The 23,509-nt window shown below is 38.4% G+C and carries 25 protein-coding genes; all 25 read right to left on the bottom strand.

Translation table 11 applies throughout. The annotated features are described in order from the left end of the window. Positions 1–176: 176 nt before the first annotated feature. Complete coding sequence (locus tag H5S10_RS08995) at positions 177–914, bottom strand: hypothetical protein (protein ID WP_019251256.1); 738 nt, start codon at positions 912–914, stop codon at positions 177–179. Positions 915–1,065: 151 nt separating this feature from the next. Continuing rightward, positions 1,066–1,599, bottom strand: a complete 534-nt coding sequence (locus H5S10_RS08990; protein WP_019251255.1) for an ImmA/IrrE family metallo-endopeptidase — start codon at positions 1,597–1,599, stop codon at positions 1,066–1,068. Then, positions 1,583–1,945 (bottom strand): helix-turn-helix domain-containing protein, encoded by a 363-nt coding sequence (locus H5S10_RS08985; protein ID WP_019251254.1) that lies wholly within the window; start codon positions 1,943–1,945, stop codon positions 1,583–1,585. Before H5S10_RS08985 ends, H5S10_RS08990 begins: the two co-directional genes overlap by 17 nt. Positions 1,946–1,984: 39 nt before the next feature. Next, entirely contained in the window at positions 1,985–2,365 is a 381-nt protein-coding gene (locus H5S10_RS08980; protein WP_019251253.1) for a hypothetical protein, read from the bottom strand. After that, a complete protein-coding gene (locus tag H5S10_RS08975) occupies positions 2,358–2,777 on the bottom strand; it encodes a hypothetical protein (RefSeq protein WP_019251252.1) in 420 nt (139 codons plus the stop codon). Before H5S10_RS08975 ends, H5S10_RS08980 begins: the two co-directional genes overlap by 8 nt. Then, complete coding sequence (locus H5S10_RS08970; protein WP_094504430.1) at positions 2,778–3,404, bottom strand: DUF4417 domain-containing protein; 627 nt, start codon at positions 3,402–3,404, stop codon at positions 2,778–2,780. A gap of 368 nt (positions 3,405–3,772) precedes the next feature. Next, the gene (gene rlmD / locus H5S10_RS08965) at positions 3,773–5,149 is read right to left on the bottom strand and encodes a 23S rRNA (uracil(1939)-C(5))-methyltransferase RlmD (RefSeq protein WP_182589327.1); all 1,377 of its coding nucleotides are present in this window, start codon (positions 5,147–5,149) and stop codon (positions 3,773–3,775) included. A gap of 92 nt (positions 5,150–5,241) precedes the next feature. Further along, complete coding sequence (locus tag H5S10_RS08960; protein WP_153709948.1) at positions 5,242–6,255, bottom strand: diacylglycerol kinase; 1,014 nt, start codon at positions 6,253–6,255, stop codon at positions 5,242–5,244. A 9-nt stretch (positions 6,256–6,264) separates the two neighbouring features. After that, complete coding sequence (gene gatB, locus H5S10_RS08955; RefSeq protein WP_003664499.1) at positions 6,265–7,689, bottom strand: Asp-tRNA(Asn)/Glu-tRNA(Gln) amidotransferase subunit GatB; 1,425 nt, start codon at positions 7,687–7,689, stop codon at positions 6,265–6,267. Position 7,690: 1 nt separating this feature from the next. Next, positions 7,691–9,163 (bottom strand): Asp-tRNA(Asn)/Glu-tRNA(Gln) amidotransferase subunit GatA, encoded by a 1,473-nt coding sequence (gene gatA, locus H5S10_RS08950; protein WP_182589326.1) that lies wholly within the window; start codon positions 9,161–9,163, stop codon positions 7,691–7,693. After that, the gene (gatC, locus tag H5S10_RS08945; RefSeq protein WP_078009221.1) at positions 9,163–9,480 is read right to left on the bottom strand and encodes an Asp-tRNA(Asn)/Glu-tRNA(Gln) amidotransferase subunit GatC; all 318 of its coding nucleotides are present in this window, start codon (positions 9,478–9,480) and stop codon (positions 9,163–9,165) included. Before gatC ends, gatA begins: the two co-directional genes overlap by 1 nt. A 152-nt stretch (positions 9,481–9,632) precedes the next feature. Beyond that, positions 9,633–10,748 carry a CamS family sex pheromone protein gene (locus H5S10_RS08940; protein ID WP_019251246.1) on the bottom strand — a complete coding sequence of 372 codons (1,116 nt, stop codon included), beginning with the start codon at positions 10,746–10,748 and terminating at the stop codon, positions 9,633–9,635. A gap of 3 nt (positions 10,749–10,751) precedes the next feature. Next, positions 10,752–12,794 carry an NAD-dependent DNA ligase LigA gene (gene ligA, locus H5S10_RS08935; protein WP_182589325.1) on the bottom strand — a complete coding sequence of 681 codons (2,043 nt, stop codon included), beginning with the start codon at positions 12,792–12,794 and terminating at the stop codon, positions 10,752–10,754. 18 nt (positions 12,795–12,812) lie between these two features. Continuing rightward, positions 12,813–15,086 carry a DNA helicase PcrA gene (pcrA, locus tag H5S10_RS08930; RefSeq protein WP_182589324.1) on the bottom strand — a complete coding sequence of 758 codons (2,274 nt, stop codon included), beginning with the start codon at positions 15,084–15,086 and terminating at the stop codon, positions 12,813–12,815. Positions 15,087–15,243: 157 nt separating this feature from the next. Next, entirely contained in the window at positions 15,244–16,377 is a 1,134-nt protein-coding gene (locus tag H5S10_RS08925; RefSeq protein ID WP_182589323.1) for an ATP-grasp domain-containing protein, read from the bottom strand. A gap of 16 nt (positions 16,378–16,393) precedes the next feature. Further along, positions 16,394–16,969 carry a xanthine phosphoribosyltransferase gene (locus H5S10_RS08920; RefSeq protein ID WP_003674859.1) on the bottom strand — a complete coding sequence of 192 codons (576 nt, stop codon included), beginning with the start codon at positions 16,967–16,969 and terminating at the stop codon, positions 16,394–16,396. 25 nt (positions 16,970–16,994) lie between these two features. Continuing rightward, a complete protein-coding gene (locus H5S10_RS08915) occupies positions 16,995–17,621 on the bottom strand; it encodes a glycoside hydrolase family 73 protein (RefSeq protein WP_003674860.1) in 627 nt (208 codons plus the stop codon). 149 nt (positions 17,622–17,770) lie between these two features. Beyond that, positions 17,771–18,544 (bottom strand): (S)-acetoin forming diacetyl reductase, encoded by a 774-nt coding sequence (locus tag H5S10_RS08910; RefSeq protein ID WP_182589322.1) that lies wholly within the window; start codon positions 18,542–18,544, stop codon positions 17,771–17,773. Positions 18,545–18,658: 114 nt separating this feature from the next. Continuing rightward, the gene (gene rpsI, locus H5S10_RS08905; protein ID WP_003668771.1) at positions 18,659–19,060 is read right to left on the bottom strand and encodes a 30S ribosomal protein S9; all 402 of its coding nucleotides are present in this window, start codon (positions 19,058–19,060) and stop codon (positions 18,659–18,661) included. 7 nt (positions 19,061–19,067) lie between these two features. Next, positions 19,068–19,511: a 50S ribosomal protein L13 gene (gene rplM / locus H5S10_RS08900; protein ID WP_003664517.1), complete on the bottom strand. Its 444-nt coding sequence runs from the start codon at positions 19,509–19,511 to the stop codon at positions 19,068–19,070. Between the two features lie 105 nt (positions 19,512–19,616). Next, a complete protein-coding gene (truA, locus tag H5S10_RS08895; RefSeq protein WP_182589321.1) occupies positions 19,617–20,387 on the bottom strand; it encodes a tRNA pseudouridine(38-40) synthase TruA in 771 nt (256 codons plus the stop codon). Positions 20,388–20,407: 20 nt separating this feature from the next. Beyond that, positions 20,408–21,211 carry an energy-coupling factor transporter transmembrane component T family protein gene (locus tag H5S10_RS08890; RefSeq protein WP_182589320.1) on the bottom strand — a complete coding sequence of 268 codons (804 nt, stop codon included), beginning with the start codon at positions 21,209–21,211 and terminating at the stop codon, positions 20,408–20,410. Beyond that, on the bottom strand, positions 21,204–22,070 hold the full coding sequence (locus H5S10_RS08885; RefSeq protein ID WP_182589319.1) for an energy-coupling factor transporter ATPase: 867 nt from the start codon (positions 22,068–22,070) through the stop codon (positions 21,204–21,206). Before H5S10_RS08885 ends, H5S10_RS08890 begins: the two co-directional genes overlap by 8 nt. Beyond that, positions 22,046–22,873, bottom strand: a complete 828-nt coding sequence (locus tag H5S10_RS08880) for an energy-coupling factor transporter ATPase (protein ID WP_182589318.1) — start codon at positions 22,871–22,873, stop codon at positions 22,046–22,048. Before H5S10_RS08880 ends, H5S10_RS08885 begins: the two co-directional genes overlap by 25 nt. Positions 22,874–23,092: 219 nt before the next feature. Further along, complete coding sequence (gene rplQ, locus H5S10_RS08875) at positions 23,093–23,476, bottom strand: 50S ribosomal protein L17 (RefSeq protein ID WP_003664528.1); 384 nt, start codon at positions 23,474–23,476, stop codon at positions 23,093–23,095. Between the last annotated feature and the right edge of the window lie 33 nt (positions 23,477–23,509).

The following is a 23,509-nucleotide window of genomic DNA, read 5'->3' as shown; positions in this document are numbered from 1 at the left end:
GAAGACAACAGTTCAAGACAAAAAATAAGAAAATCACCATCTTTAAACGCTAATGGAATTCACGTTTAAAGATGGTGAAGTGATCACAGTTAAAATGTAAATATTTAAATTTTCAATAATTTATTAGGTAATATTGATAACCGGAGATCTAACTCCATAGATTATACATATCTTTTTTAATTCGCACTAAGATTAGTTTGCCTAAATTCGTATGATGCCTTAAAGCTACTAATGAATGATTTAAATGCTTCAGTTTCATTACTGGGCATAACTTCAACACCGTTAACAAAAAAAGGCTTCATCATTGAATCTAAATCATCTAACATTACTATTCTATTAGTAATTCCAGTATCGTTCTTTTTTGTAAACGTTGCAGGAATTGACATATTATACTTTGTAACATTCCTGTTTTCATCAATTGAAAATGATGAGGTATATTTTCCTAAAGGACTTTGAAGTGTTTGTAATATAAATAAATCATAACCTTTTTTTGCTCCATCAATACATATTAGAAAATTTTTAATTCTTCTTGTACTTTTGGAGGTGTAACATAAATCACACTTTGAGTTAAAAACGGTTATTCCACTTCTACTTTTTTGATGTAATTTTTCAAAAACTAATGAATTACAAAAATCATTAACGTTTTTGACCGATTCGTTTACATCATCATTAGAATATACTAGAGTAGCATTTCGTAATCTTCTTACTTTTCCTTGTAGCGAACAGAATAGCATCCCTGTTTCTGCATAAATATAAGAATCAATTTCATGCTCTCCCGGTACTAATCTATCTTCGGGACGAATAGAAGCACCTGTAAACCTCAATCTTGTCAAATCTCCAAGAGACTTTTCTTGAAAATAAGCATCTCTAACTTTGAGTTTTTTCTTATTATTGTTTGCCATCATTTTTGTCATTTCATTGACAATAACTCCAGAAACTATTCCAGAGACAATTGAATTTTGATTGGTTACTTCCCATAAATTATTCCAATTAAAGATAAGACCATTCTTTTCTAGTTTTAACTAAAGTATCATTTCAACTTAACATATCGGTTAAATACACCTTTTAAATATGTGTTTTTTGATAGTGTGCTGCTCGTTCCGATACCTTACACTGCGCTACAATCTCTTCTTCCGTCATATTCTTAATCTGGTCATATGGCATTAACAGTTCACCAGCAAAACATTCCGCCTGCCATTCAGGATTCTTGTATAATGGTAAGTCATCTGTACGTCGGAATAACGTTAGTGATGCTGGTTGATGCAAAATGAGATGAAGCATTTCATGAGCAATTGTCATTCGGTCACGGCCATTATTTTGAATTGCGCCTTCATATACGGACTCTTTAATATAGATAGTATTCTTCGTAACGTCAGTCTGTGCCTGCACCCCCGCTTCCAACTGTTCATCTGGAACAATCTCAAACGAATAATTCGAATCAAGTACATCTAATCTTTCCAATACCCAAGTAATATCAATATACTTCTTATCAGTGGCAATCCCTAACTCTTTACGAACCAATTCGGCTAAATACCGTAATTTTTTACGAGATTCCGGTGCAACTTCAAATATAGTTTTATAGCTAATGATTGTCCTCATCCCCTTTCAAGATTTTTTGAATCCGCTCAATTTGTTCATCTGTTAGCTCATCAAACTTTCTTGCAAACATTAACGTAGCTTCCTGTTTCTGTGGTGAAAATTGCGAAATGTCAATTCTATTCTCACTAAGACTCAGTGCATCTTTTAATCGCTCTTGCTGACTCTCGTCTAAGTTGTAGACATTAATAATACTGTTAATTAAAGATGTTGACGCTTTTTTATGGCCATTTTCAACACTAGAAAGGAAAGCAGAACTAACTCCTAAATGTCTTGCCATGTCATATAATCGTTCATCACGATCTATCCTTATTTTTCTTAAGAATTTTCCTAATGTCGTTGTAGCCATAATAATTCCTCCAATGTTCATTACTTGTGCTTAAGCTAGTCATAACGTCCTATCATTAATAACATTATTAACTGCAAGTAAGTCATACCTTTTAACAATTAGCTTAATATTATCACCAATTTCAACTTTTGAATTGGCTGGAAAGTAAAAATAATCACCGCATGAGTTAGACACCTTTAGCAAATTCATCTTACCAATGTGTTCCCTTGATAAAATAGTATAAGTTTCTCCAGAGGAATCTATATTCCCCATTATTCCTAACTTGCAATTATAAATTTTTTGGACTTGAACAAATGAAAATTGATCATTTCCTATTAAATCCGAGTCATCAAAAGCTACATATGTTTGTTTAGACTCAATGCTTTCAACTATGATATCTCTCGTAAATTCATAATTCTTTATACCAACTACTTTATACATAATTACCACCTTCTCCATATGGGTAAAAACTAACAATATAGCCATTATCACCATAAGCAACTAAATATAGTTTAGAATTCACCTTATATAAATATATATCTGCTAACTCTTTCCCTTTTTTTCTGCTGAAATGTTTTAAGGGCTTAGAAGCTAGAATTTTCATTAGTAAATCCTGAATATTAGTGTTAGCATCGAAATCGTTTCGATGTCGCATTTCTATATGTTCTAAACCAGATAATTCATTTCCTTTTTCAAGCCATAGTAGCTTACCATTATAGTTTTTTGTCACTAAAACAACATCTTTTTCAGTATATTTAACGCCACTATTTCTTAACTCATTCATCAATTTCTTGGGCTTAAAGCGTTCGTTGGCACCTTTAGTGTGCATATAGCCATTATAGCCTGATCCCATTTAGCCCACCTTCTTATCAAACAAGCTAATTTGCCAATTATTATATTGATAGAAATTTGTCACACTTTTATATGGACTAAAGATTGAAGATGGCATACAACCATATATAAGTACTTCCTTAGGTTCCACCTGAGTTAAAGCTTCCTCTAATCCCATCTCAAATAGATATCTTTTCTCTTTATTACGAACTTGCCCATATGTTCCAATAGCACATACCTGATGTTTTGGTATTCCAGCAAAGGCAAATTTAAATGATCTTTGATCACCCCATCGTAAATTAGGAATGATTTCTATTCCACAAGACTGTAATTCACAGGCTACCCGATTTTTGTTAAAAACAGCCATTTTTTGTAAAATTAACGGATCATCCGCAAAAATACTATAGTCTGGTTGAACTATGGATCCTGCACGCTTAAATTCAAAAATAAGCTTACTTAAACGATCATCTTCTAGCCGTCGAGCAAATTTTTGATCCCACTCATAAAAACAAATAGCATCGTTTAATGATGCATCTTTGCGATCAGAAAACCTAATCATTTGGAAAGGACGCTTGAAATTCTTACTTTGCTCATGTAATACTGGAAACTCATCATCTCCAGTAAAATAAGCATTTTTTAAGTTTAACACTTACTGTCTCCTTAATATTAAATTAATATTTGATGTCAAATATGGAGAAGTATGCTAAACTTAAGTTGTTAATAGAAGTTTTTAGTACTTCTCTTTTTGGTAGTTGTTGGCGCAACTACCTTTTATTTTTCATCTTTAGTGAATATTATTAACCATTTTAGTTAATAAATCAAGTAGATATACATTTGTTTCATCTAATTAATGAGATGAAGTTAATAATTTATAGCAACCACTACCCAACTTGATATACGAAAAGGGCAAATGCACCCTCCAGTCGAAAAACAAAAAGTGTACTAATTCCAATCAGCAATAGCGGAATTAATACACTTTTAATCTATTAAGAACGCCGTTACACCGGCGCTTATCGACTATTTATCTGTACGTTCCAGCACCGTTACACTCTCCACATGCGTCGTCTGTGGGAACTGGTCCACTGGCTGAATTGGCTTCGTTACATGGTAGCCTTGGTCAGCGAACCGCTTAATATCACGAATCAAAGTAGCAGGGTTGCAGGAAACATAAATCACTTTCTTTGGTCCCATTTTACCCGTAGCTTCAATTAGTGATTCAGCCAAGCCCTTCCGTGGTGGATCAACGATGACAACATCCGGTTTGAGCCCTTCTGCTTGCCACTTAGCAAATTGATCTTCCGCCTTACCAACAACAAACTTAGCATTCTTAATACCATTTCGTTTAGCATTATGTTTGGCATCTTCAATCGCCGCTGGAACAATTTCGACCCCGTAAACTTGCTTAGCGTGCTTAGCTACTGCAAGGGAGATCGTCCCAATCCCACAATAGGCATCGATGACGGTTTGATTACCGTCCAAGCCAGCATTATCGATGGCCGTTTGGTAAAGGCGTTCAGTCTGTTGCGGATTAACTTGGTAGAAGGATAGTGGTGAAATTGCAAAATCAATCCCGAGGAGCTGATCATGAATTTCATCAGCACCCCATAATGTTTTATTCTTGTCACCAAGCAAGCGGTTCGTTCGCTTATCATTGATGTTTTGCACAATACTTTTTACTTCCGGAACTCCGGCAACGATACCATCCACAATTTGTTTTTCCATTGGTAACCGCTTCGTATTCGTAACTAAGACCACCATCATTTCATGGCTGTAATATCCCCGCCGAACCATTACTGTGCGAATCACGCCTTTACCAGTTTGTTCATCATATGGTGTAATATGGTATTGCCGTAATAAGTCACGGACAACTACAATGGCCTTATCGATTTCTGGATCTTGAATATAAAAGTCTTCAATCGGTACTAAGTTATGGCTCCCCCGCTTATAAAAACCGGTTTCTAATTGACCACGAACCATTTTTACGGGTACTTGGGCCTTATTGCGGTAATGATAAGGCTTTTTCATCCCCATCGTTGGCAATACTTCAATCTCATCTAAATGCGCCTTTGCCAGCAACTCAGCGATTTGGTGTTGTTTGAATTTCAACTGGGCATCATATTTCAAATGACCAAGTGGAGCGATTCCCGTTTGAATGTACTTTTTATCCTTAACATCAACGCGGTCTGGACTCTTTATTTGCCAGTCCATTACCCGTCCCCAAGCAAAGTGGCTGGTTACCTTGGTGATCTTTACCGTAATCTCTTCACCAGGAAGGGCATTAGGAACAAAGACGGGAAAATCATCAATCTTAACGACCCCATTGCCTTCGTAAGATAAGTCCACTACCTTCGCTGGATACTCTTCATTTTTATGTACTGGAATGTTTAGTTTCAAAGTTATTCCTCCATTAATTTCAACGTTACAAACTTCTCCTATTATAGCAAAATAAACGGCCAACTTCCTCTTCCAGAAGTTGACCGTTCTATTTACTTATTTTCTTGATCCTTAATATCATCGATTCCATCCATAAAGTCTTTTTCGACCCGCTTAAAATCAGCAGAAGTTGTAATTGCGTCCTCAGGAATTTCATCCAAATTAGCAATCACTTCTAAGTGCTGTTTTAAGTTATGGAAGTGCATCGGCGCGTCACCACCATATTCACCATCAAGATTAACCATTAAGCGGTCTTCCTTATTTAAGGGAATGACTTCAATGTCAGTCGCCTTAGCATAAATAATTCGTGGATCATCGAGGTGCTTACCTTGAAGCGCCTTTGCCATTAAACTGAGCATATCAATGACATTACTCTTCTTAATGATGATCATTGTAAACTTACCATCATCAAGAGAAGCATCAGGGACAATCTGTTCAAAACCACCTACTGAGTTAGTAAGGGCAATCATAAACATTGTTGCATTACCACGATATTCTTGCCCATCATACTTAATCAGCATTTCAATCGGTTTAATTCGTGGGATTAATTCTGCACCCTTGGCAAAATAAGCAGCATAGCCAAATAATGATTTCATTTGGGATGGAACTTCGTAGGTTACTTCTGTCATTGTCCCACCAGCTGCAATATTCATGAAGTAATTATCACCCGCACGACCAATATCAATCTTAAACTTCTTATTCTTTTTCAAGATTAACTTAGCCGCCGCAATCGGATCATCTCGTGGAATTCGTAATGCCCGTGCATAATCATTCGTTGTTCCAGCAGGGATAATGGCTAATGTCGGCCGGTGTTCTAAGCCCGCGATTCCATTAACCACTTCATTAAGTGTCCCATCACCACCAGCTGCGACGATTAAATCAAAACCATCCTTAGCAGCACGGGTAGCTTCATTTTTGGCTGAGTTAGGAGCAGGAGTAGTCGCAAAAGCACTGGTCTCATAACCTGCTTTTTCATAAATCGATAGGATATCTACGAGGTCGCTACGAAAAGTCTCACGCCCCGAAGTAGGATTATAAATTATCCGAGCACGTTTTCGCACGGTCATCCCTCCTAACTATTTAGCCTTTAAAGACTTCATCAATAATTGAGTAACAACTTGTGGATTTGCTTTACCACGAGTTTGTTTCATGATTTGGCCCATTAGGTAACCAACAGCCCGGTCTTTACCATTCTTAAAGTCTTCAATTGATTGTTCGTTGTTGTCAAGAACTTCATCAACAATTGGCTGTAGTTGCGCAGGGTCAGATAATTGAACAAGACCGTGTTCCTTTGCGTAAGCATTTGGTTCTTCACCATCTAAGATTCCCTTGAAGACTTTCTTAGCCATCTTAGAAGAAATAGTCCCATCTTCAATCAACTTCACCATGCCGGCAAGGTTAGCTGGAGTAAGCTTAGTGTCTTGTAAATCAACTTGCTTATCGTTCAAGTACGAGTTCACATCGTTCATTAAGTAGTTGGCTACCCGCTTAGGATCACCACCGTCCTTAACAGCTTCTTCAAAGAAATCAGACATTTCCTTAGTCTGAGTAAGAACCATCGCATCGTAATCAGTTAAGCCAAGATCCTTAACATAGTGCTCACGACGCTCACCAGGCATTTCTGGCATTTCGCTTTCAATTTCACTAATCCATTCATCGCTAACATTTACTGGTGGCAAGTCTGGTTCTGGGAAGTAACGGTAATCGTCAGAACCTTCCTTTGTCCGCATCAGAATAGTCTCACCAGTCGCTTCATCATAACGACGAGTTTCCTGACCAATGTGTCCACCAGCCATCAATACTTTTTGATGCCGTTTTTCTTCAAATGCAAGGGCCTTCCGAACATAGTTAAAGGAGTTGATGTTCTTCATTTCTGTCTTGGTCCCAAACTTGTCAGAACCGATTGGCCGAATTGAGATGTTGGTATCAACCCGCATGGATCCTTCTTCCATCTTCACGTCAGAGATCCCTGTAAATTGGATCCGTTGACGCAATGCTTCCAAGTAAGCCACCGCTTCTTCAGGCGAGGCAATATCTGGCTTAGAAACAATTTCAATTAGCGGTGTTCCTTGCCGATTCAAGTCAACATATGAATACTTACTGGTGTGAGTGTTCTTACCAGCATCTTCTTCAATATGCATTTCTTTGATACCGATCTTTTTCTTCTTACCATTTACCTCAATTTCAATCCAACCGTCATGAGCGATTGGCGTATCTGATTGAGTTATCTGGTAGGCTTTCGGGTTATCAGGATAGAAGTAGTTCTTCCGATCAAAGTGCATGTGGTGGGCAATTTGAGCATGAAGAGCAAGTCCAGCCATGATTCCGTCACGAACGACACCCTTATTTAAACTTGGCAATACACCAGGGTAACCCCAGTCGATGACATTAGTGTTTGCATTAGGCTGGTCACCGTATTCAACGGGGGATGGACTGTAAATTTTTGAATTAGTCTTTAATTCAACGTGGACTTCTAGACCGATTGTTGTTTGAAAGTTCATCTTATTTTTGACCTCCTAACTGTGGTGTCTTCTTATGGAAATCAGTTGTCTGTTCAAAGACATATCCAGTGTTATAAACTGTTTGTTCGTCAAATGCTTTTCCGATGATTTGCAGACCAACTGGCATGCCATTTTTAGCAGAGAAACCAGCAGGAATGGACATTGCAGGAAGACCGGCCATATTAACGGGAACAGTCAATACGTCGTTCATGTACATAGTTTGTGGATCATCAATCTCCGCACCAATCTTAAATGCTGTCGAAGCACCAGTAGCACCAACGATTACGTCATGATCCTTAAATACGTCTTCAAAATCTTGGGCAATAAGACGACGAACTTTAGCGGCCTTATTAAAGTAGGCATCATAGAATCCTGCAGAGAGAGAGAATGTCCCTAACATAATCCGCCGCTTAACTTCTTCACCAAAACCTTCTGAACGAGAATGAACATAAACGTCTTCCAAGTTCTTAACATCATCAGCTCGGAAACCATAACGAATACCGTCGTAACGTTGAAGGTTAGAAGATGCTTCAGATGAGGCTAAAATGTAGTAAGCAGGAACTCCATACTTGGTGTGTGGCAAACTTACTTCATCAACAATTGCGCCGAGGGATTCTAAGTGGTCCAAAGCAGCCTTGATTACTTCTTGAACATCTTCGTCTAAGCCATCAAAGTATTCCTTTGGTACAGCAATCCGTAAGCCTTTAACATTCGTATTTTCGTTTAATTGGTCTGCCCAGTCTGGAACTTCTTTAAGTGAGGATGTCATATCCCGTTCATCATTTCCACTGATGAGGGCGGTCAACAAGGCATTATCCTTAACGTTTTGGGTCAACCAGCCAACTTGGTCAAAACTTGAACCAAAAGCAATGATTCCCCACCGTGATACACGACCGTATGTTGGCTTCATCCCAACGACACCGTTAAAGGAGGCCGGCATCCGAATAGAACCACCAGTATCAGTACCAAGCGCACCTAAAACATCCCCGGCTGCAACAGCAGCAGCAGAACCACCGGAAGAACCACCAGGAACCCGTGTAAGATCCCATGGGTTATGAGTCGTAAAGAATGCTGAATTTTCAGTAGATGACCCCATGGCAAATTCATCAAGGTTAGTCTTACCAACGTTGATGTAATCAGTGGCATTTAACTTTTCAACAACTGTCGCGTTATATACGGGGTTAAAGTTTTCAAGCATCTTAGAAGCAGCCGTCGTTGTAAGGCCCTTAGTTAAAATATTATCCTTAACTGCAAGCGGAACCCCTGCAGTTAATTGATCAGCACTAATACCTTTTGCATCAATCTCAGCTGCGCGCTTTAGTGCTTGGTCCTCATTTAAGCTGATGAAGGCTTTAACTTGGTCTTCGTTACCCTTAATGTGGTCAAAAGTTTCCTTGGTTAATTCAGTTGCACTAATTTTCTTATTTACCAAGTCATCGTGCAATTGACTCAAGCTTGTTTGGTAAAAATCCATTATTCGCCGTCCTCACTTTCGTCAAGAATTGCTGGAACCTTGATGTAGCCACCATCAGTTTCAGGAGCATTGTTAAGCAAGGCTTCTTGTTCGTCTTTAGAACTCTTAATTGCCTTATCTTCACGCATTACATTTACCCGATCGGTTGCTGATGTCATTGGTTCAACGCCATCGGTATCAACCGCTTCGAGGTCTTCAAACATATCAATAATGTTTCCTAGTTGAGTGGTAAACTTACCAAGTTCATCCTTAGGGAACTCAAGCTTAGCAAGTTCAGCAACGTGTTCTACTTGTTGCTCAGTGATTTTACTGGCCATTCTCTCTACCTCTTTTCCAGTAATTTAAAATCTACATATACATTTAACAATTTTAGCACAGAATAGGTTCCTATTTCATCCATGTAGAAATAAAAAAGGAGTTATCGGTTCGCATTTTCTAGTAACGAATCGATATTCTCCTTTTTTCATCTTTAATAAGAATCAAAAATATGCGACTGGAAGTTATCAGAACCAGCATTCCGATAAACAACCGCTTGAATTTCGGAATCAGATTGAATCTTAATATCAATCGGAATCCCATTAGGAAGGTACTTCTTTGCTGCCCGAGTAATATATTGGGTAAAACTAGTAATTTCACTTTGACTATAGAACTGAGTAGTAACAGTAATGTGCATCCCCGATAAAGTCCCATTTTCATATTGAGCTTGTGCTGTAACTCCGCTCAAGTTAGGGAAGAAACTTTGAATCTGGCTCTTAAAGTTTGAGAAACTATCATCATCAGTTTGATCAGAACTATTAGTTGTTGCTGCACTAGCCTTTGGAAGGACCACATTCTTATAATTTAGCTTCCGCCAGCTACTAATCGTATTACCATTATTCTTACTATAAGCAAAGAATGTACCACCAACTAAACTATCATCCGGTGCTTGTTTGTATAATGCAATCACGATTGGAACATTTCCAACGCCTGACTTTTTCCGCACTCGTTTCAGAACCTTTTGTGCCGCAATTTCACCTTGGCGACGAACCTCACTATCACTAATCTTCTTAGTTAAGGTTGGTCCTCCTGTCTTAGTTTGGTAGTTGTATTCGGAATTTATTCCGATACCAATTGTAATCCCCCGCAATTTCATGGAATTACCACTTTCTTGCATATAATCTTGCTCTTCAATTTGTTGAATATAGACTGGGTTAGGATTGCTCTTCTTTCCTTGCGCGGGGTTTAACCCTTCAGGATTACTCTTTGTTTTCCGGCCAAGCCAGTTTTCAATCGTCCCACTACTAAGATATTGACCTTCTTGGAAAATATAGCTTTTTGTGGAAAAGACCCGTTTTGAAACCTGGGTCAAACCACTTTCAAAGCTTTTCAGGTTATATTGATTATCGTTTTGTGAAACATTTACACCCCGAGCTTTACTTGTTCGGTAACGACCATTTTTAATTACACCTTGATAAGTACCATTACTTGAACCAGTCGTTGAATAGTTCTTTGATGACGACTTTCCACCAAAGCCACATGATGCAAGCAAGACAGTACACATCAAAACGGCAGCACTAACGGCTATTTTTTTTGCCTTTCGCTTCACGATTTACTGTTCCTCCTTCATTGCTTGGCTGAATTGCTGTTCATTCCATACATCAATGCCCAGGTCTTGAGCTTTTGTTAGCTTACTACCAGCATCAGCACCAGCAATGACAATATCTGTTTTCTTTGAGACGCTTCCGGTTACCTTAGCCCCGTGGTTTTCAAGCCATGACTTTGCTTCCCCACGAGTCATTTCAGTTAGCTTACCAGTCAGTACTACTCGCCGACCATTCCATTCGCTATCAGGATTAGCATTTGACCGTGAGCCAAGATAAGCAAAGTTTACCCCAACTTCTCGTAATTCGTCAATTAATTTAACAACTTGTTGATTAGCAAAATAAGTTACGATACTTTCGCCAATTGTTGGACCAATTCCACTAATCGCAGAAATCTCATCGGCATTAGCCTTCATTAAGCTATCAAGGTCACCGAAATGTTCCATGATAATTCGAGCAGCTTTCGCACCAACATGCCGAATTCCAAGACCAAATAATAAGCGCTCGACAGAATTATTACGACTATTATCGATCGATGTCAATAGGTTAGCGGTCGATTTCTCACCAAATTTATCTAAAGTTAATAATTGGTCATGATTAAGCCGATATAAACCGGCAACATCATGAATTAATTCTTTATCCCATAACTGTTCAATAATTCTAGGCCCAAGCCCATCAATATTCATTGCATTCCGGGAAGCAAAATGTGCTAAGCCTTCTTTAATTTGCGCTGGACACATTGGATTAATGCAGCGTAACGCAACTTCACCATCAAGATGAACTAATTCTGCGCTACAGACCGGACAGTTCGTTGGAATCTCATATTCAACTGAATCTGCGGGACGTTTAGTTAAATCTACTTTTGAAATTTCAGGAATAATGTCACCCGCTTTATGCAGGTAAACAGTATCACCAATCCGAATATCTTTTTCACGCAAGTAATCAGGATTATGCAAAGAAGCTCGACTAACCGTTGTTCCCGCCAATTGAACCGGGTCCATAACTGCTGTTGGCGTTACATTGCCGGTCCGTCCGACAGTCCAGACAATATCACGGACAATCGTTGCTTGCTCTTCGGGAGGGAATTTATAAGCAATTTCCCAGCGTGGCACCTTAACTGTATTCCCAAGGGCAACTTCCGTATCAAGGTCATTCACTTTTTCAACAATTCCATCGATCCCGTAAGTGAGCTTGTCTCGTTGAGCTGTATATTCTTCAATATACTTCTCAATCTCTTCACGGTTATGGACAACCCGATTATTAGGATTAACATTAAAGCCCAATTCTCGCATACGATCAAGTGCTTCTGCTTGGGTCTTAACCCCCAACTTTTGATATTCAGGAACATAGTACATAAATGTATCTAGTTCACGCTGCGCCGTTACTTTCGGATCTAGTTGCCGTAAACTTCCGGCTGCCGCATTCCGGGGATTAGCAAAAACTGGTAATCCCTCTGCTTCGCGTTTAGCGTTTAACTTTGCAAAAGCCGCTTTGGGCATATAACATTCGCCCCGAACCTCGATTGATAATGGCTCTGGTAATTCGGCAGGCACTGACTTGATAGTTCGGATATTAGCAGTAACATCCTCCCCAATCGTCCCATTACCACGTGTAGAGCCTTGAACTAACTTTCCATTCTCGTAAACAAGTGAAAGAGAAAGGCCATCGATTTTTAGTTCGAGATTATATTCGGGCTCAACTTCGACATCCCGATTTTCCTGTTGTCGTTGGTTAAAGTCCATCAATTCTTCAATCGAAAAGACATCCCCCATCGATAACATCGGAATTTCGTGACGAACCTTTGTTAATTGGTTTTCTGTTGCTCCCCCTACTCGTTGGGTTGGCGAGTCAGCAGAGACTAATTGCGGAAATTGTTCTTCTAGTTGTACTAATCGCTGATAAGCACGATCATATACATAATCCTCTACGGTTGGATTATCTTGTTCATAATATTCTTTTCCCCACTTAGTCAATTTTGCTCGTAATGGCTTAATCTCATCTTGAGCTTGCTGAAGAGTTAATTCGTTTACTGGCGTCTGTTTTTCGCTCATCTCATCCGCCTCATTTCATTATTTTTGTACTTTCGTAATTGGGGCAAAACTTGCCAATAACCGCTTTACACCCTGACTTGGAAAGGCAATATCTAATTCCATATCATTGCCACTACCGTTAACTTTGACCACTGTTCCTTGGCCCCACTTTTTATGTTCAACTTTATCGCCAGTTTTCCAGCCAACTTTATCGGCCCCAGTTCCGGTGTTAGTAATTGGTTTAACCCGCTTGCCAGCACTGCGATATGTCCGCTTTTGTTGGTCACGGTAGGCAGTAGCGGTCGCAGCAGCACGGTCAAATGGCAGTTTACTATCTTTAATACTATTACCTGATGGGCTATTTTCAAACTGTAGCAACTCAGAATCAATTTCTTCTACAAATCGTGATGGTTGGTTACGTTGGATACGACCATAAAGTAAGCGTGAAAAGGCATTAGTAAGATAAAGCTTCTTCTTTGCCCGCGTAATTCCAACATAGGCTAGGCGACGTTCTTCTTCCAATTCATCATCTTCCATTAAAGCTCTCGATAATGGGAAAATACCTTCTTCCATTCCCACAAGGAAAACAACTGGAAATTCAAGTCCCTTAGCTGCATGTAATGTCATTAAAGTTACAGCAGGTGCTTGTTCGTCAACATCATCTTGATCTGAAACAAGGGCCAAATCAGCTAAAAAGTTAATAATTTTTTGCAAATTAGGATCATCATCGTCTTTATGCTGTTCATCATATTCTTGCGTAACCGACTTAAATTCATCAAGGTTTTCACGACGAGCTTGTGCTTCAAGACTTCGATCATCACTCAACATCTTATTGTAACCACTTAGCTCTAAAATTTGTTCAGTTAAATCAGTTAACGTGAGATATTCTGCTTGTTTAGTCAGGTTAGCCATTAATTGACCAAATTCATCAATTTTATTTCGTGTTCGTGCAGTAATTTCACTAGCAGTATCAACATTTTGCGCTGCCTTTAATAATGTCCAGCCATTTTCATTAGCAAAATTGCGAAGATGTTCCACACTAGTTAAACCAATTCCTCGTTTGGGCGTATTAACAACGCGTTCAAAGCTCATTGAATCGGCAGGATTAACGATTAAGGTCAAATATGCTAAAATATCACGAATTTCACGCCGGTCATAGAATTTATGTCCACCAACCATTGTATAGGGAATACTACTCTTCAAGAAAGTTTCTTCAACCATCCGTGATTGCGCATTAGTTCGATAAAGGATCGCAAAATCATTAAAGTGGTACCCATGCTTTTCTTGCTCTTCTTTAATTTTCGAAACAATAAACTGCGCTTCATCGTGTTCATTTTGCGCGCGGTAATATGAAATTTTATCTCCTTGACCATTTTCTGTCCAAAGATTCTTCTTTTTTCGATAGAGATTATTAGCAATAACTTCATTCGCTGCATTTAAAATTGTTTGCGTTGACCGATAGTTTTGTTCAAGCATTACCGTTTTAGCTTGGGGATAATCATGTTCAAAATTCAAAATATTGTTCATATTAGCTCCACGCCAACCATAGATACTCTGATCTGCATCCCCTACAACACATAGATTCTGGTACTTTTGCGCTAATAAATTAACTAATCGGTATTGGGCATCGTTTGTATCCTGGTACTCATCAACATGGATGTAGTGGAACTTATCTTGATAAAATTCAAGCGTCTCTTGATCACTTTCCAATAACTCAATGGTCTTCATAATCAGGTCATCAAAATCTAATGCCTGATTAGCTTCTAGCTCTTGTTGGTAAAGCTTATAAGCACGCGCAACCATGTTTTCAAACATACTATTAGCTTCTTTACTATAGTCATCTGGCGTCAACAAAGCATTTTTAGCATTAGAAATCGCACTTAAGATACTGCGGGGATCAAATTTTTTGGTATCAATATTTAATTCTGCGCAAATCCGCTTCATTAACGTCCGTTGCTCACTCGTATCCGCAATCGTGAAGGCGCGATTGTAGCCAATTTTTTCAATGTCACGACGGAGGATTCGAACACATAATGCGTGAAAAGTCGATACCCAAATCTCATTAGCACTTTCACCAAGTAATTTACCAACCCGCTCTTTCATTTCGCGCGCAGCCTTGTTAGTAAAAGTAATTGCTAAAATATTCCATGGTAATACACCATTTTCTTCAATTAAGTAAGCAACCCGGTGTGTAAGAACCCGTGTCTTGCCTGATCCGGCACCGGCCATTACTAATAATGGCCCCTCTGTAGTTAATACTGCTTCGGATTGTTTATCGTTCATTCCTTCTAATAATGCTTGACCGTTATTCACGCTTGTTCCATCCTCTCTAAATTTTCATCGGCTAATATTATACCAAATTAGGATCTCATTTGGTGCTAAAATCGAACATATGTTAGGAAAAATAAAGAGACTGCGATTTCATCCCCAGTCCCTCGTAATCTTGTACGCTTAATTTGTAATTTCATGATCAAGCTTGGTCGTTCCAAACTTCAGTATCGTCAACCTGATTCTTTAAGGCTGCCAAGTTATCGCCGCCAGTTACCCAGATAAAGCCTAGAATTGCTTGATCATCGTCCCCAACATCATTAAAGAACCTAAATTGCCAGTTATTCTTCAACAACCATTGCCGCTGAATTGCCCGTGATTGATAATTTCGAACTACCATCAACAAACCAATTTGTAATGGTGTAATAACATGCAGGGGCATTCCAACAGCACTTCTTAATTGTTCCTCATACTGGTTAACATTTGCTGTGACATCATAAATGTTAGCAATCGATGTTAATCCTGGTTCAATGTTCTTTACATAGAGGGTACCAGTAGAAGTAACATAAAAATTAACTGAAAATACCCCCCGATACTCAAGAGAAGCTGCAACGCTTTTTACAATCCGCTGCATCTCTTTTAACATATCATCGTGAATATTTGCTGGTGTCGCAACAGAAATCAATTGCCGCTTGTCATTATAATGAAGCTGAGCAAGTGGAAAAATTTCTGTATCCTTTCCATTAGTTGCCGCTGTCATCGTATATTCATTTGTATGTTCAATCCATGATTCCAGTAAATATGTACCAGTATCAATAAAATCAGCAGCGCGAGTAATATCAGATTGGCGTTCAATCAGCATTGAATTTTCCCCAATTCCTCGTTGGATGGGTTTTAACAGTGCAGGATAGCCGATGGAATCAATTGATTGATAAACATCATCTAAACTAACCACCGTCACATATGGGGCAATATTAATATTCACTTGATCTAGGAAAGCTCGTTCCATTAACCGGTCTTGCACAATTTCAAGAGCATTAATCCCCTGAGGAATCACTGCATATTGACTCAAAAAGTGCAGGACACGAGAATCGACATTAGGGGTTTGATAAATAATTGCATCACATGCTTCCCCAAACTGAGTTAGTTTTGCCCGATCGTTCATTGCCCCTACAATTGTAAAGTCAGCCATTTTAGTTACTGATGGCTGAGAACGATCCACATATACACCAACATTAAAGCCAGCTTTCTTCGCTGTCGCAATAAGTGCAGCTCCATTGCGATTAATTCCAATAATTCCTAAAGTACTACCTGGGTAAATAGCATCTCTGCCCATTTTATCACTTCCCTTATTAGTCTTTTACGAATTCAACTTTATTATCACTCAATGATTGAATTCGTGCCAATGATTCGACACGAATTCCACGTTCTTTTAGTTCGCCAGCTCCAGGTTGAAAGCTCTTTTCAATAACTATTCCTGCACCGGCTACTTGAACCCCTGCTTGATCAGCAATTTCTAATAATCCCTCTACTGCTTGACCATTAGCCAAGAAATCATCAATCATTAAAATTTTATCATTAGCATCTACATACTTTTTAGAAACTGAAATTCGATTGGTTGTTTTCTTAGTATATGAATATACATCAGCAGTATACATATTTTGATTAAGAGTAAGACTCTTATGCTTACGAGCAAAAATAACTGGAAGATTCATTTCCAACCCTGTCATTACAGCTGGAGCAATTCCTGATGATTCGACTGTCCAAATTTTAGTAATACCTTCATTAGCAAAAAGTTTGGCAAATTCTTGACCGATATGCAACATTAATTGAGGATCAACTTGATGATTTAAGAAGGCATCTACTTTTAAAACATTACCCGGTAAAACAGTCCCATATTCCTTAATTTTTTCTTCTAGCTCTTTCATTTTAATCCCCCTCTATATTACTTAATTACTTATCATAATTATATAATTTATACGCCTTAATCACAGAAATTAATTTTTGTGCATAATCAGGATCAGTTGCATAACCTGCTTCTTGTAATCCACGAGCCGCTTCTTGATAATTAGTCGCATGAACAACTCGATCGTAATTTTGTTGATTAGTGTCTGTCCCATTTAACATCAATCGCGTATGATCCTTAATAGAGTCACTCCAACTATCATAAACACGGAACCGCCCTTTAGTAACGATCCACTTACCATTAATGTATTCTTTAGTTGTCATTACTCGTGAATTTGTTCCTGTTCCCTTAATTCCAAATAAATTATGGTATTGCGACGCTAACTGACTCGTTCCCCATTGAGATTCAAGAATCGCTTGGGCAATCGTAATTGATGCATAGACATGATAAGTATTTTGCATTGCCTGGGCTTCAGGAGCAACTTGCTGAATAAATAATTGCTTTGCTCGGCGATCCTTTTCACGTGCCTCTTGTTCAATTCGTTGCTGATTCCAGATTCGGTAAAAATGGTGCCCAACGTAAACACCCAAAAAAATAACAATAACAGCAAGAATGCTAATAATCCAATTTCTACCCGTATGGCGGTTTTTACTTCTCCGCTTCCGTTTTGCCACAAGCCTAGCCTCCTCATTTCTACTAGTTATTAATTGTAGCAAAATCCATCTCGTTTGGGTTAATTTATCGTAATATTTTTAGAAGAAGTTAAAAAAGCGCAGCTGAAAAATTATTTTCCAGTTGCGCTTGCTACTACTAGCATTAAATATTAATGGAATTGCATTCCACCATCAACAATAATTGTCTGTCCAGTAACGTAATTTGAATCAGGACCAGCTAAGAAACTTACCACATTAGCAACATCTTCTGGTTCAGAAAGACGCTTCATTGCAATGTTCTTGGCAAAGGTTTTCATTCCCCATTCATCACTCTTGCCAGCATTTTGCCCAACTTGATGTGCAATATCGTACATCATCGGCGTCTTAACAATTCCTGGTGCAAAAGCATTTACCGTAATATCTTCAGTTGCCAAATCTTGAGCTACTACTTGCGTAATACCTCGAATGGCAAATTTTGTTCCAGAATAAAGTGCAAGGTTAGGATTACCAACAACGCCAGCTTGAGATGTTGCATTGATAATCTTACCACCATGACCAAGCTCCTTAAAAGCCTTATGGGCAGCTTGAATCCCCCATAAAACCCCAGCAACGTTTACGCCATATACTTTTTCAAATTGCTCAGGTGTAATTGAATCAATTGGAGTAGTAGGACCTAAGCCAGCATTATTAACAATTACATTAAGATCTCCAAAATGTTCGACTGTTTTCTTAACAGCTGCAAATACTTCTTCTCTATTTGCTACATCGGCTACAAGTGGTAATGCTTCGCCACCATTATTATTAAGTTCATCAGCAACTTGTTGGAGCTTTGCCTCGTTTAATGCTACAAGAGCAACTGCAAAACCATCCTTAACCAATCTTTCTACAATTGCTTTACCAATTCCTTGGCTTGCTCCAGTTACTAATGCTACCTTTTTAGTCATTAGTAATCCCTCCTTTATACTAGTTATCACTTATTATACCGTATATTAAATTCCGTTTAAATATAAAAAAGACACCAGCAAATACTGATGTCTCTGGAAGCGGTAATCGAAATATTAACGCTTACTGAATTGAGCAGCCTTACGAGCTTTCTTAAGACCTGGCTTACGACGTTCCTTCATACGAGGGTCACGAGTTAAGAGACCAGCCTTCTTTAAAGCGTCACGGAAGTCTGGATCAACAGCGAGAAGTGCACGGGCAATACCGTGACGTACTGCACCTGCTTGACCAGAGAATCCACCACCATTAACGTTAGCTAAAACGTCGTATTGACCTTCTGTTTTAGTAACAGCAAATGGTTGGTTAACGATAGCACGTAAGTTGGCAAATGGAATGTAGTCTTCAATTGCCTTGCCGTTCATCGTAATCTTACCTGAACCTGGTACTAAGCGAACACGTGCGGTTGCATCCTTACGCCGACCAGTACCACTGTATTGTACTTGTTGAGCCAATTCCATTCCCTCCTTAGATTAAGTTAGTAATGTCTAAAACTTCTGGGTTTTGTGCAGCATGTTTGTGGTCTTCACCAGCATAAACATGTAACTTCAAACCTTGCTTGTGACCAAGAGAGTTGTGTGGAAGCATACCCTTGATAGCAGTTTCCAATAACTTCTCTGGTTCCTTTGCAAGGAAGTCACCAGCAGTCCGTTGCTTCAAACCACCAGGGTAGTTTGAGTGACGGTAGTACATCTTTTGAGATGCTTTCTTACCAGTTAACTTAACTTGCGCAGCGTTGATAACGATAACGTAATCACCAGTATCAACGTGTGGAGTAAATGTTGGTTTGTTCTTACCGCGCAAAATTGATGCTACTGCAGATGCTAAACGACCCATTGGGACATCCTTAGCATCGACAACGTACCATTTGCGTTCAACTTCACCAGGTTTTGCGATGTATGTCGTTCTCACGATTAAGTCCTCCAATTTTGTTTTTCTTTTACATATAATAGTGTACCGAGTTATTAGATGGAAAAGAAATACCAATGGCTAGTATACCTTCTTCTAGCACTTTCGTCAATCCTTTTCATCATTTGTTCCATAATCTACATTAACTAAATATAAACCACTCGCTGGCGCTGTCATCCGTGCCAATGTCCGATCCTTCGCCTTAAGGACTCGAGACACGTCATCTACTGGTCGCTGATTGCTCCCGATTTCTAAAAGAAAAGCGACCATTATTCGAACTTGATTATAAAGGAAACCATTACCAGTAAAGTCAAAGACGACTTCATTTCTTACCTCATCGCGTTTAATTGTAATATTCTCAATCGTCCGAACATTACTTTTTGCTTGACTTCCTGATGCAACAAAACTTGTAAAATCATGAGTTCCAACCAAATCATCAGCTGCTTTTCTCATTTTTTCTAAGTTAAGAGGATATTTAAAATGAGAAGTATAGTTACGTTTAAAAGGATTCACAAATTCCCCCTGATCAACCCGATAACGATAAGTTTTACGATGAGCACTATAACGCGCATGAAAGCCATTATCAACTAATTCAGCTTTCTTAATTAAAATATCCAGCGGCAAAATACTGTTGAGAGCCTTTCTCATCGATTCATTACTTAAATGATAGGGAATATCAAAGTGCGCAACTTGATTAAGAGCGTGAACTCCAGCATCTGTCCTTCCTGAGCCAATGACGGGAATAGCTGGAGTTGGATGCTTAGCAATTTTATTTACTGCATTCTTTAATGTTTGTTCTACAGTTCGCTTATTTGGTTGAATCTGGAAACCTGAAAAATTAGTTCCATCATAAGCAAAGGTTATTTTATAACGATACATTGTTTACTTCCTTAATTAATTTAGAAAATTATTCGAATACAAACTAAACCAACTGTTACAATCAATAGTCCCAAACCAGCCCAGGCATCATTTTTATGCCAAACTAATTGACGATAATGAGTCCGTGGCGCATTAGGATCATACCCTCGTGCTTCCATCGCCGTTGCTAATTCTTCTGCTCGCTTAAACGAGTTGACAAACAATGGGATAAGAATCGGAACTAAATGTTTAATCCGTGTCCAAAGATTGCCAGCGTTAAAATTAATCCCGCGGGCCCGCTGAGCTTTTATAATTTTATTAGTTTCATCCATAATAGTTGGAACAAAGCGCAATGCAATTGAAAGCATTAACGTAATCTGATTGACTGGAACCTTAATTACTTGTAATGGCTTCATTAACCATGCTAAGGCGTCCGCAATTTGAAAAGTTTGGGTAGTGGCAGTTAAGACAGTTGAGGCGATAATAATCACAATAAAACGATAAAAAATAATTAATGAATTAATGAGACCGTCACGGGTTATTGCCATAATCCCCCAATGCCAATACATCTTCCCCCCACTACTAAATAAAATTTGAAACGTTACTGTTATCAAAATAATTAAAAATAACGGCTTAATTCCTTGCCAATATTGTCTTAAGCCAACATTACTCAACTTAATTGCCGCAAAGAGCGCTAATAAAAGCCATATAGCGGCTAAAAAATTATTCACGAAGAAAATCAAAATAACATAAATAATACACATGATTAGTTTTATTCGTGGATCAAGACGATGGAGGAGCGATTTTACTGGTACATAACTACCAAATACGATTTTACTATTCATTTTCTTTTCTCCTCATCGCTTCTGCTATTTCGTCTGCCAACACATCAAGTGTAAGCGGTTCTGTATTTTTTAAGGTTACTCCATTTTTACTAAGGAATTGCGCAACTTCGACGGAAACAGGAAGAGTCAAAGAAAGTTCATTTAATCGTTGAACATTACTAAACAATTGTTGAGGAGTCGTATCAGCAACAATCTGCCCATTACTCATTGCGATTACGTGGTTAGCATAATAGGCCACCTGCTCCATTTGGTGAGTAACCATTATAATCGTTGTTCCCTTCTCGTTAAGATCTTTAATAAGTTTAAGTAGATCATTAGTTGCTTGAGTGTCCAAGCCCGCTGTTGGTTCATCAAGAATTAAAATTTGAGGATCCATTGCTAAAACACCTGCAATCGCTACTCGCCTCATTTGTCCTCCCGAAAGCGCAAAAGGTGAGTGCGACTTTAATTCTAAAGGTAAATCAACCATCTTTAAGGCTTCATCTACTGCTTCTTCAATTCTTTTTGTGGACCATCCTAAATTATGAGGCCCGAAAGCGATATCCTCAGCAACCGTTTCTGCAAATAATTGCTGTTCAGGAAATTGGAATACAAAGCCGACTTGATGGTGGATTTTACTTAAATATTCAGATTTTGTCGTTGCATTAATTTCTAAACCTACTACATTAAGTTCTCCACTACTAGGCTTTATTAATCCATCAATTAATGAAACTAATGTCGATTTTCCACTTCCGGTTTGTCCAATAATAGCAACAAATTCTTGCTCTTTAATTGTTAATGAAACATTATGTAAGGCTTCATTAGTAGAATTAGGATATGTATAGTGGAGTTTTTTTACTGTAATTGCTGCTTTAGCCAATTTTTTAGCTCCTCTAAATTTAAATATCTATTTGGAATATCAATTCCTCGTTCAACCAATAATTTCTGCAACTGCTGACTTGCAGGAACTCCTACTCCAATTTCAAGTAATAGTTCTTTATCTTTAAGAATTTCGGATGGAATACCCTGTTTCACAACATGCGAATCATTTAACACAATTATTTTATCCGCTAACTCGATTTCTTTAAGATCATGCGTAATTGAAATAATTGAAAGATTATATTTGTTTTTTAATCTTCGCAATAAAGATAAAATTTCTTGTCGTGCTAAAGGATCAAGCATACTTGTAGCCTCATCAAGGATTATTATCTTAGGCATTAATGCAAGGATTCCCGCAAGTGCTACCCGTTGCTTTTGTCCTCCCGAAAGATTAATAGGGGCAGTATTCTTATAATCAGTCATTCCCACCATCTTTAAAGCTTTATCAATCTTTTTTTCCATTTTATTTTGGGCTACTTGGCGATTTTCAAGTCCAAACGCAACATCATCAGCAACGGTTGCACCTACAAATTGATTTTCAGGATTTTGAAAGACGAACCCTATTTGCTGGTGAATCTTACCTAAAGAATTTTCGTTAACTTGAATCCCGTCAACTTCAATAGATCCAGCAGTAGGACTAAGTAATCCATCAATTAATCGTGCTAACGTACTCTTTCCACTTCCATTATGACCAATAATTGCTGTCCAAGAAAAAGGTTCAAAATCAAGATTGATATTTTTTAAAACGGGGTATTTACTGTCTGGATATGCAAATGCAAGATCTCGAATTTTTATTCCAGTCACAGTATTTCCTCTTTTCAATATTAGTTAATAAGTATATTTTAGCAAAGTCCACAGAATTATCTATCAAAATTAAATTTAAAATAAAAAATCACTTACCATTGAAGTGCGCGAGGGTTTCCCGCATTCAAGCTAGACTAGGGTTTCCCCACCATCGTAACGCTCTATACTATCAATGATAGTGATTCTTTATTACGTATTTAGTTTATGTGAACAAATCAATTAGTCCACTAATTCAAGAATAACCATTGGTGCACCGTCACCACGACGAGGCATAGTCTTCAAGATGCGTGTGTAACCACCGTTACGATCTGCATACTTTGGAGCAAGTTCTTCAAAAAGGTTTTGAAGAGCAGATTGTACACGAATATCATCGCCATCTTCCTTAACATCAGCAACAACATTACGTACAAAAGCGGCAGCCTTACGACGAGAAGCTAAATCACCATGCTTAGCAAGTGTAATCATCTTATCAGCAGTCTTACGAACTTCCTTAGCACGTGCTTCAGTAGTGGTAATACGACCATTAACGATTAAATCTGTAGTTAAATCACGTAATAAAGCCTTACGTTGTGAACTTGTACGTCCTAATTTACGGTAACTCATAAAGTGGTTCCCTCCTTTGCAATTGGTATACTA

This window comes from Limosilactobacillus balticus, assembly GCF_014145615.1.
Lineage (GTDB): Bacteria > Bacillota > Bacilli > Lactobacillales > Lactobacillaceae > Limosilactobacillus > Limosilactobacillus balticus.
Note: the sequence above shows the minus strand (reverse complement) of the source record. Positions and strands in the feature narration are given on the sequence as shown.

What these genes read in the sequence shown, in the direction of transcription:
- H5S10_RS08995 (WP_019251256.1), bottom strand. Translation starts at nt 914, where the DNA reads ATGACAAAAATGATGGCAAACAATAATAAGAAAAAACTCAAAGTTAGA.
- H5S10_RS08990 (WP_019251255.1), bottom strand. Translation starts at nt 1,599, where the DNA reads ATGAGGACAATCATTAGCTATAAAACTATATTTGAAGTTGCACCGGAA.
- H5S10_RS08985 (WP_019251254.1), bottom strand. Translation starts at nt 1,945, where the DNA reads ATGGCTACAACGACATTAGGAAAATTCTTAAGAAAAATAAGGATAGAT.
- H5S10_RS08980 (WP_019251253.1), bottom strand. Translation starts at nt 2,365, where the DNA reads ATGTATAAAGTAGTTGGTATAAAGAATTATGAATTTACGAGAGATATC.
- H5S10_RS08975 (WP_019251252.1), bottom strand. Translation starts at nt 2,777, where the DNA reads ATGGGATCAGGCTATAATGGCTATATGCACACTAAAGGTGCCAACGAA.
- H5S10_RS08960 (WP_153709948.1), bottom strand. Translation starts at nt 6,255, where the DNA reads ATGACCGTGCGAAAACGTGCTCGGATAATTTATAATCCTACTTCGGGG.
- gatB (WP_003664499.1), bottom strand. Translation starts at nt 7,689, where the DNA reads ATGAACTTTCAAACAACAATCGGTCTAGAAGTCCACGTTGAATTAAAG.
- gatA (WP_182589326.1), bottom strand. Translation starts at nt 9,163, where the DNA reads ATGGATTTTTACCAAACAAGCTTGAGTCAATTGCACGATGACTTGGTA.
- gatC (WP_078009221.1), bottom strand. Translation starts at nt 9,480, where the DNA reads ATGGCCAGTAAAATCACTGAGCAACAAGTAGAACACGTTGCTGAACTT.
- ligA (WP_182589325.1), bottom strand. Translation starts at nt 12,794, where the DNA reads ATGAGCGAAAAACAGACGCCAGTAAACGAATTAACTCTTCAGCAAGCT.
- H5S10_RS08925 (WP_182589323.1), bottom strand. Translation starts at nt 16,377, where the DNA reads ATGGGCAGAGATGCTATTTACCCAGGTAGTACTTTAGGAATTATTGGA.
- H5S10_RS08920 (WP_003674859.1), bottom strand. Translation starts at nt 16,969, where the DNA reads ATGAAAGAGCTAGAAGAAAAAATTAAGGAATATGGGACTGTTTTACCG.
- H5S10_RS08910 (WP_182589322.1), bottom strand. Translation starts at nt 18,544, where the DNA reads ATGACTAAAAAGGTAGCATTAGTAACTGGAGCAAGCCAAGGAATTGGT.
- rpsI (WP_003668771.1), bottom strand. Translation starts at nt 19,060, where the DNA reads ATGGAATTGGCTCAACAAGTACAATACAGTGGTACTGGTCGGCGTAAG.
- truA (WP_182589321.1), bottom strand. Translation starts at nt 20,387, where the DNA reads ATGTATCGTTATAAAATAACCTTTGCTTATGATGGAACTAATTTTTCA.
- H5S10_RS08890 (WP_182589320.1), bottom strand. Translation starts at nt 21,211, where the DNA reads ATGAATAGTAAAATCGTATTTGGTAGTTATGTACCAGTAAAATCGCTC.
- rplQ (WP_003664528.1), bottom strand. Translation starts at nt 23,476, where the DNA reads ATGAGTTACCGTAAATTAGGACGTACAAGTTCACAACGTAAGGCTTTA.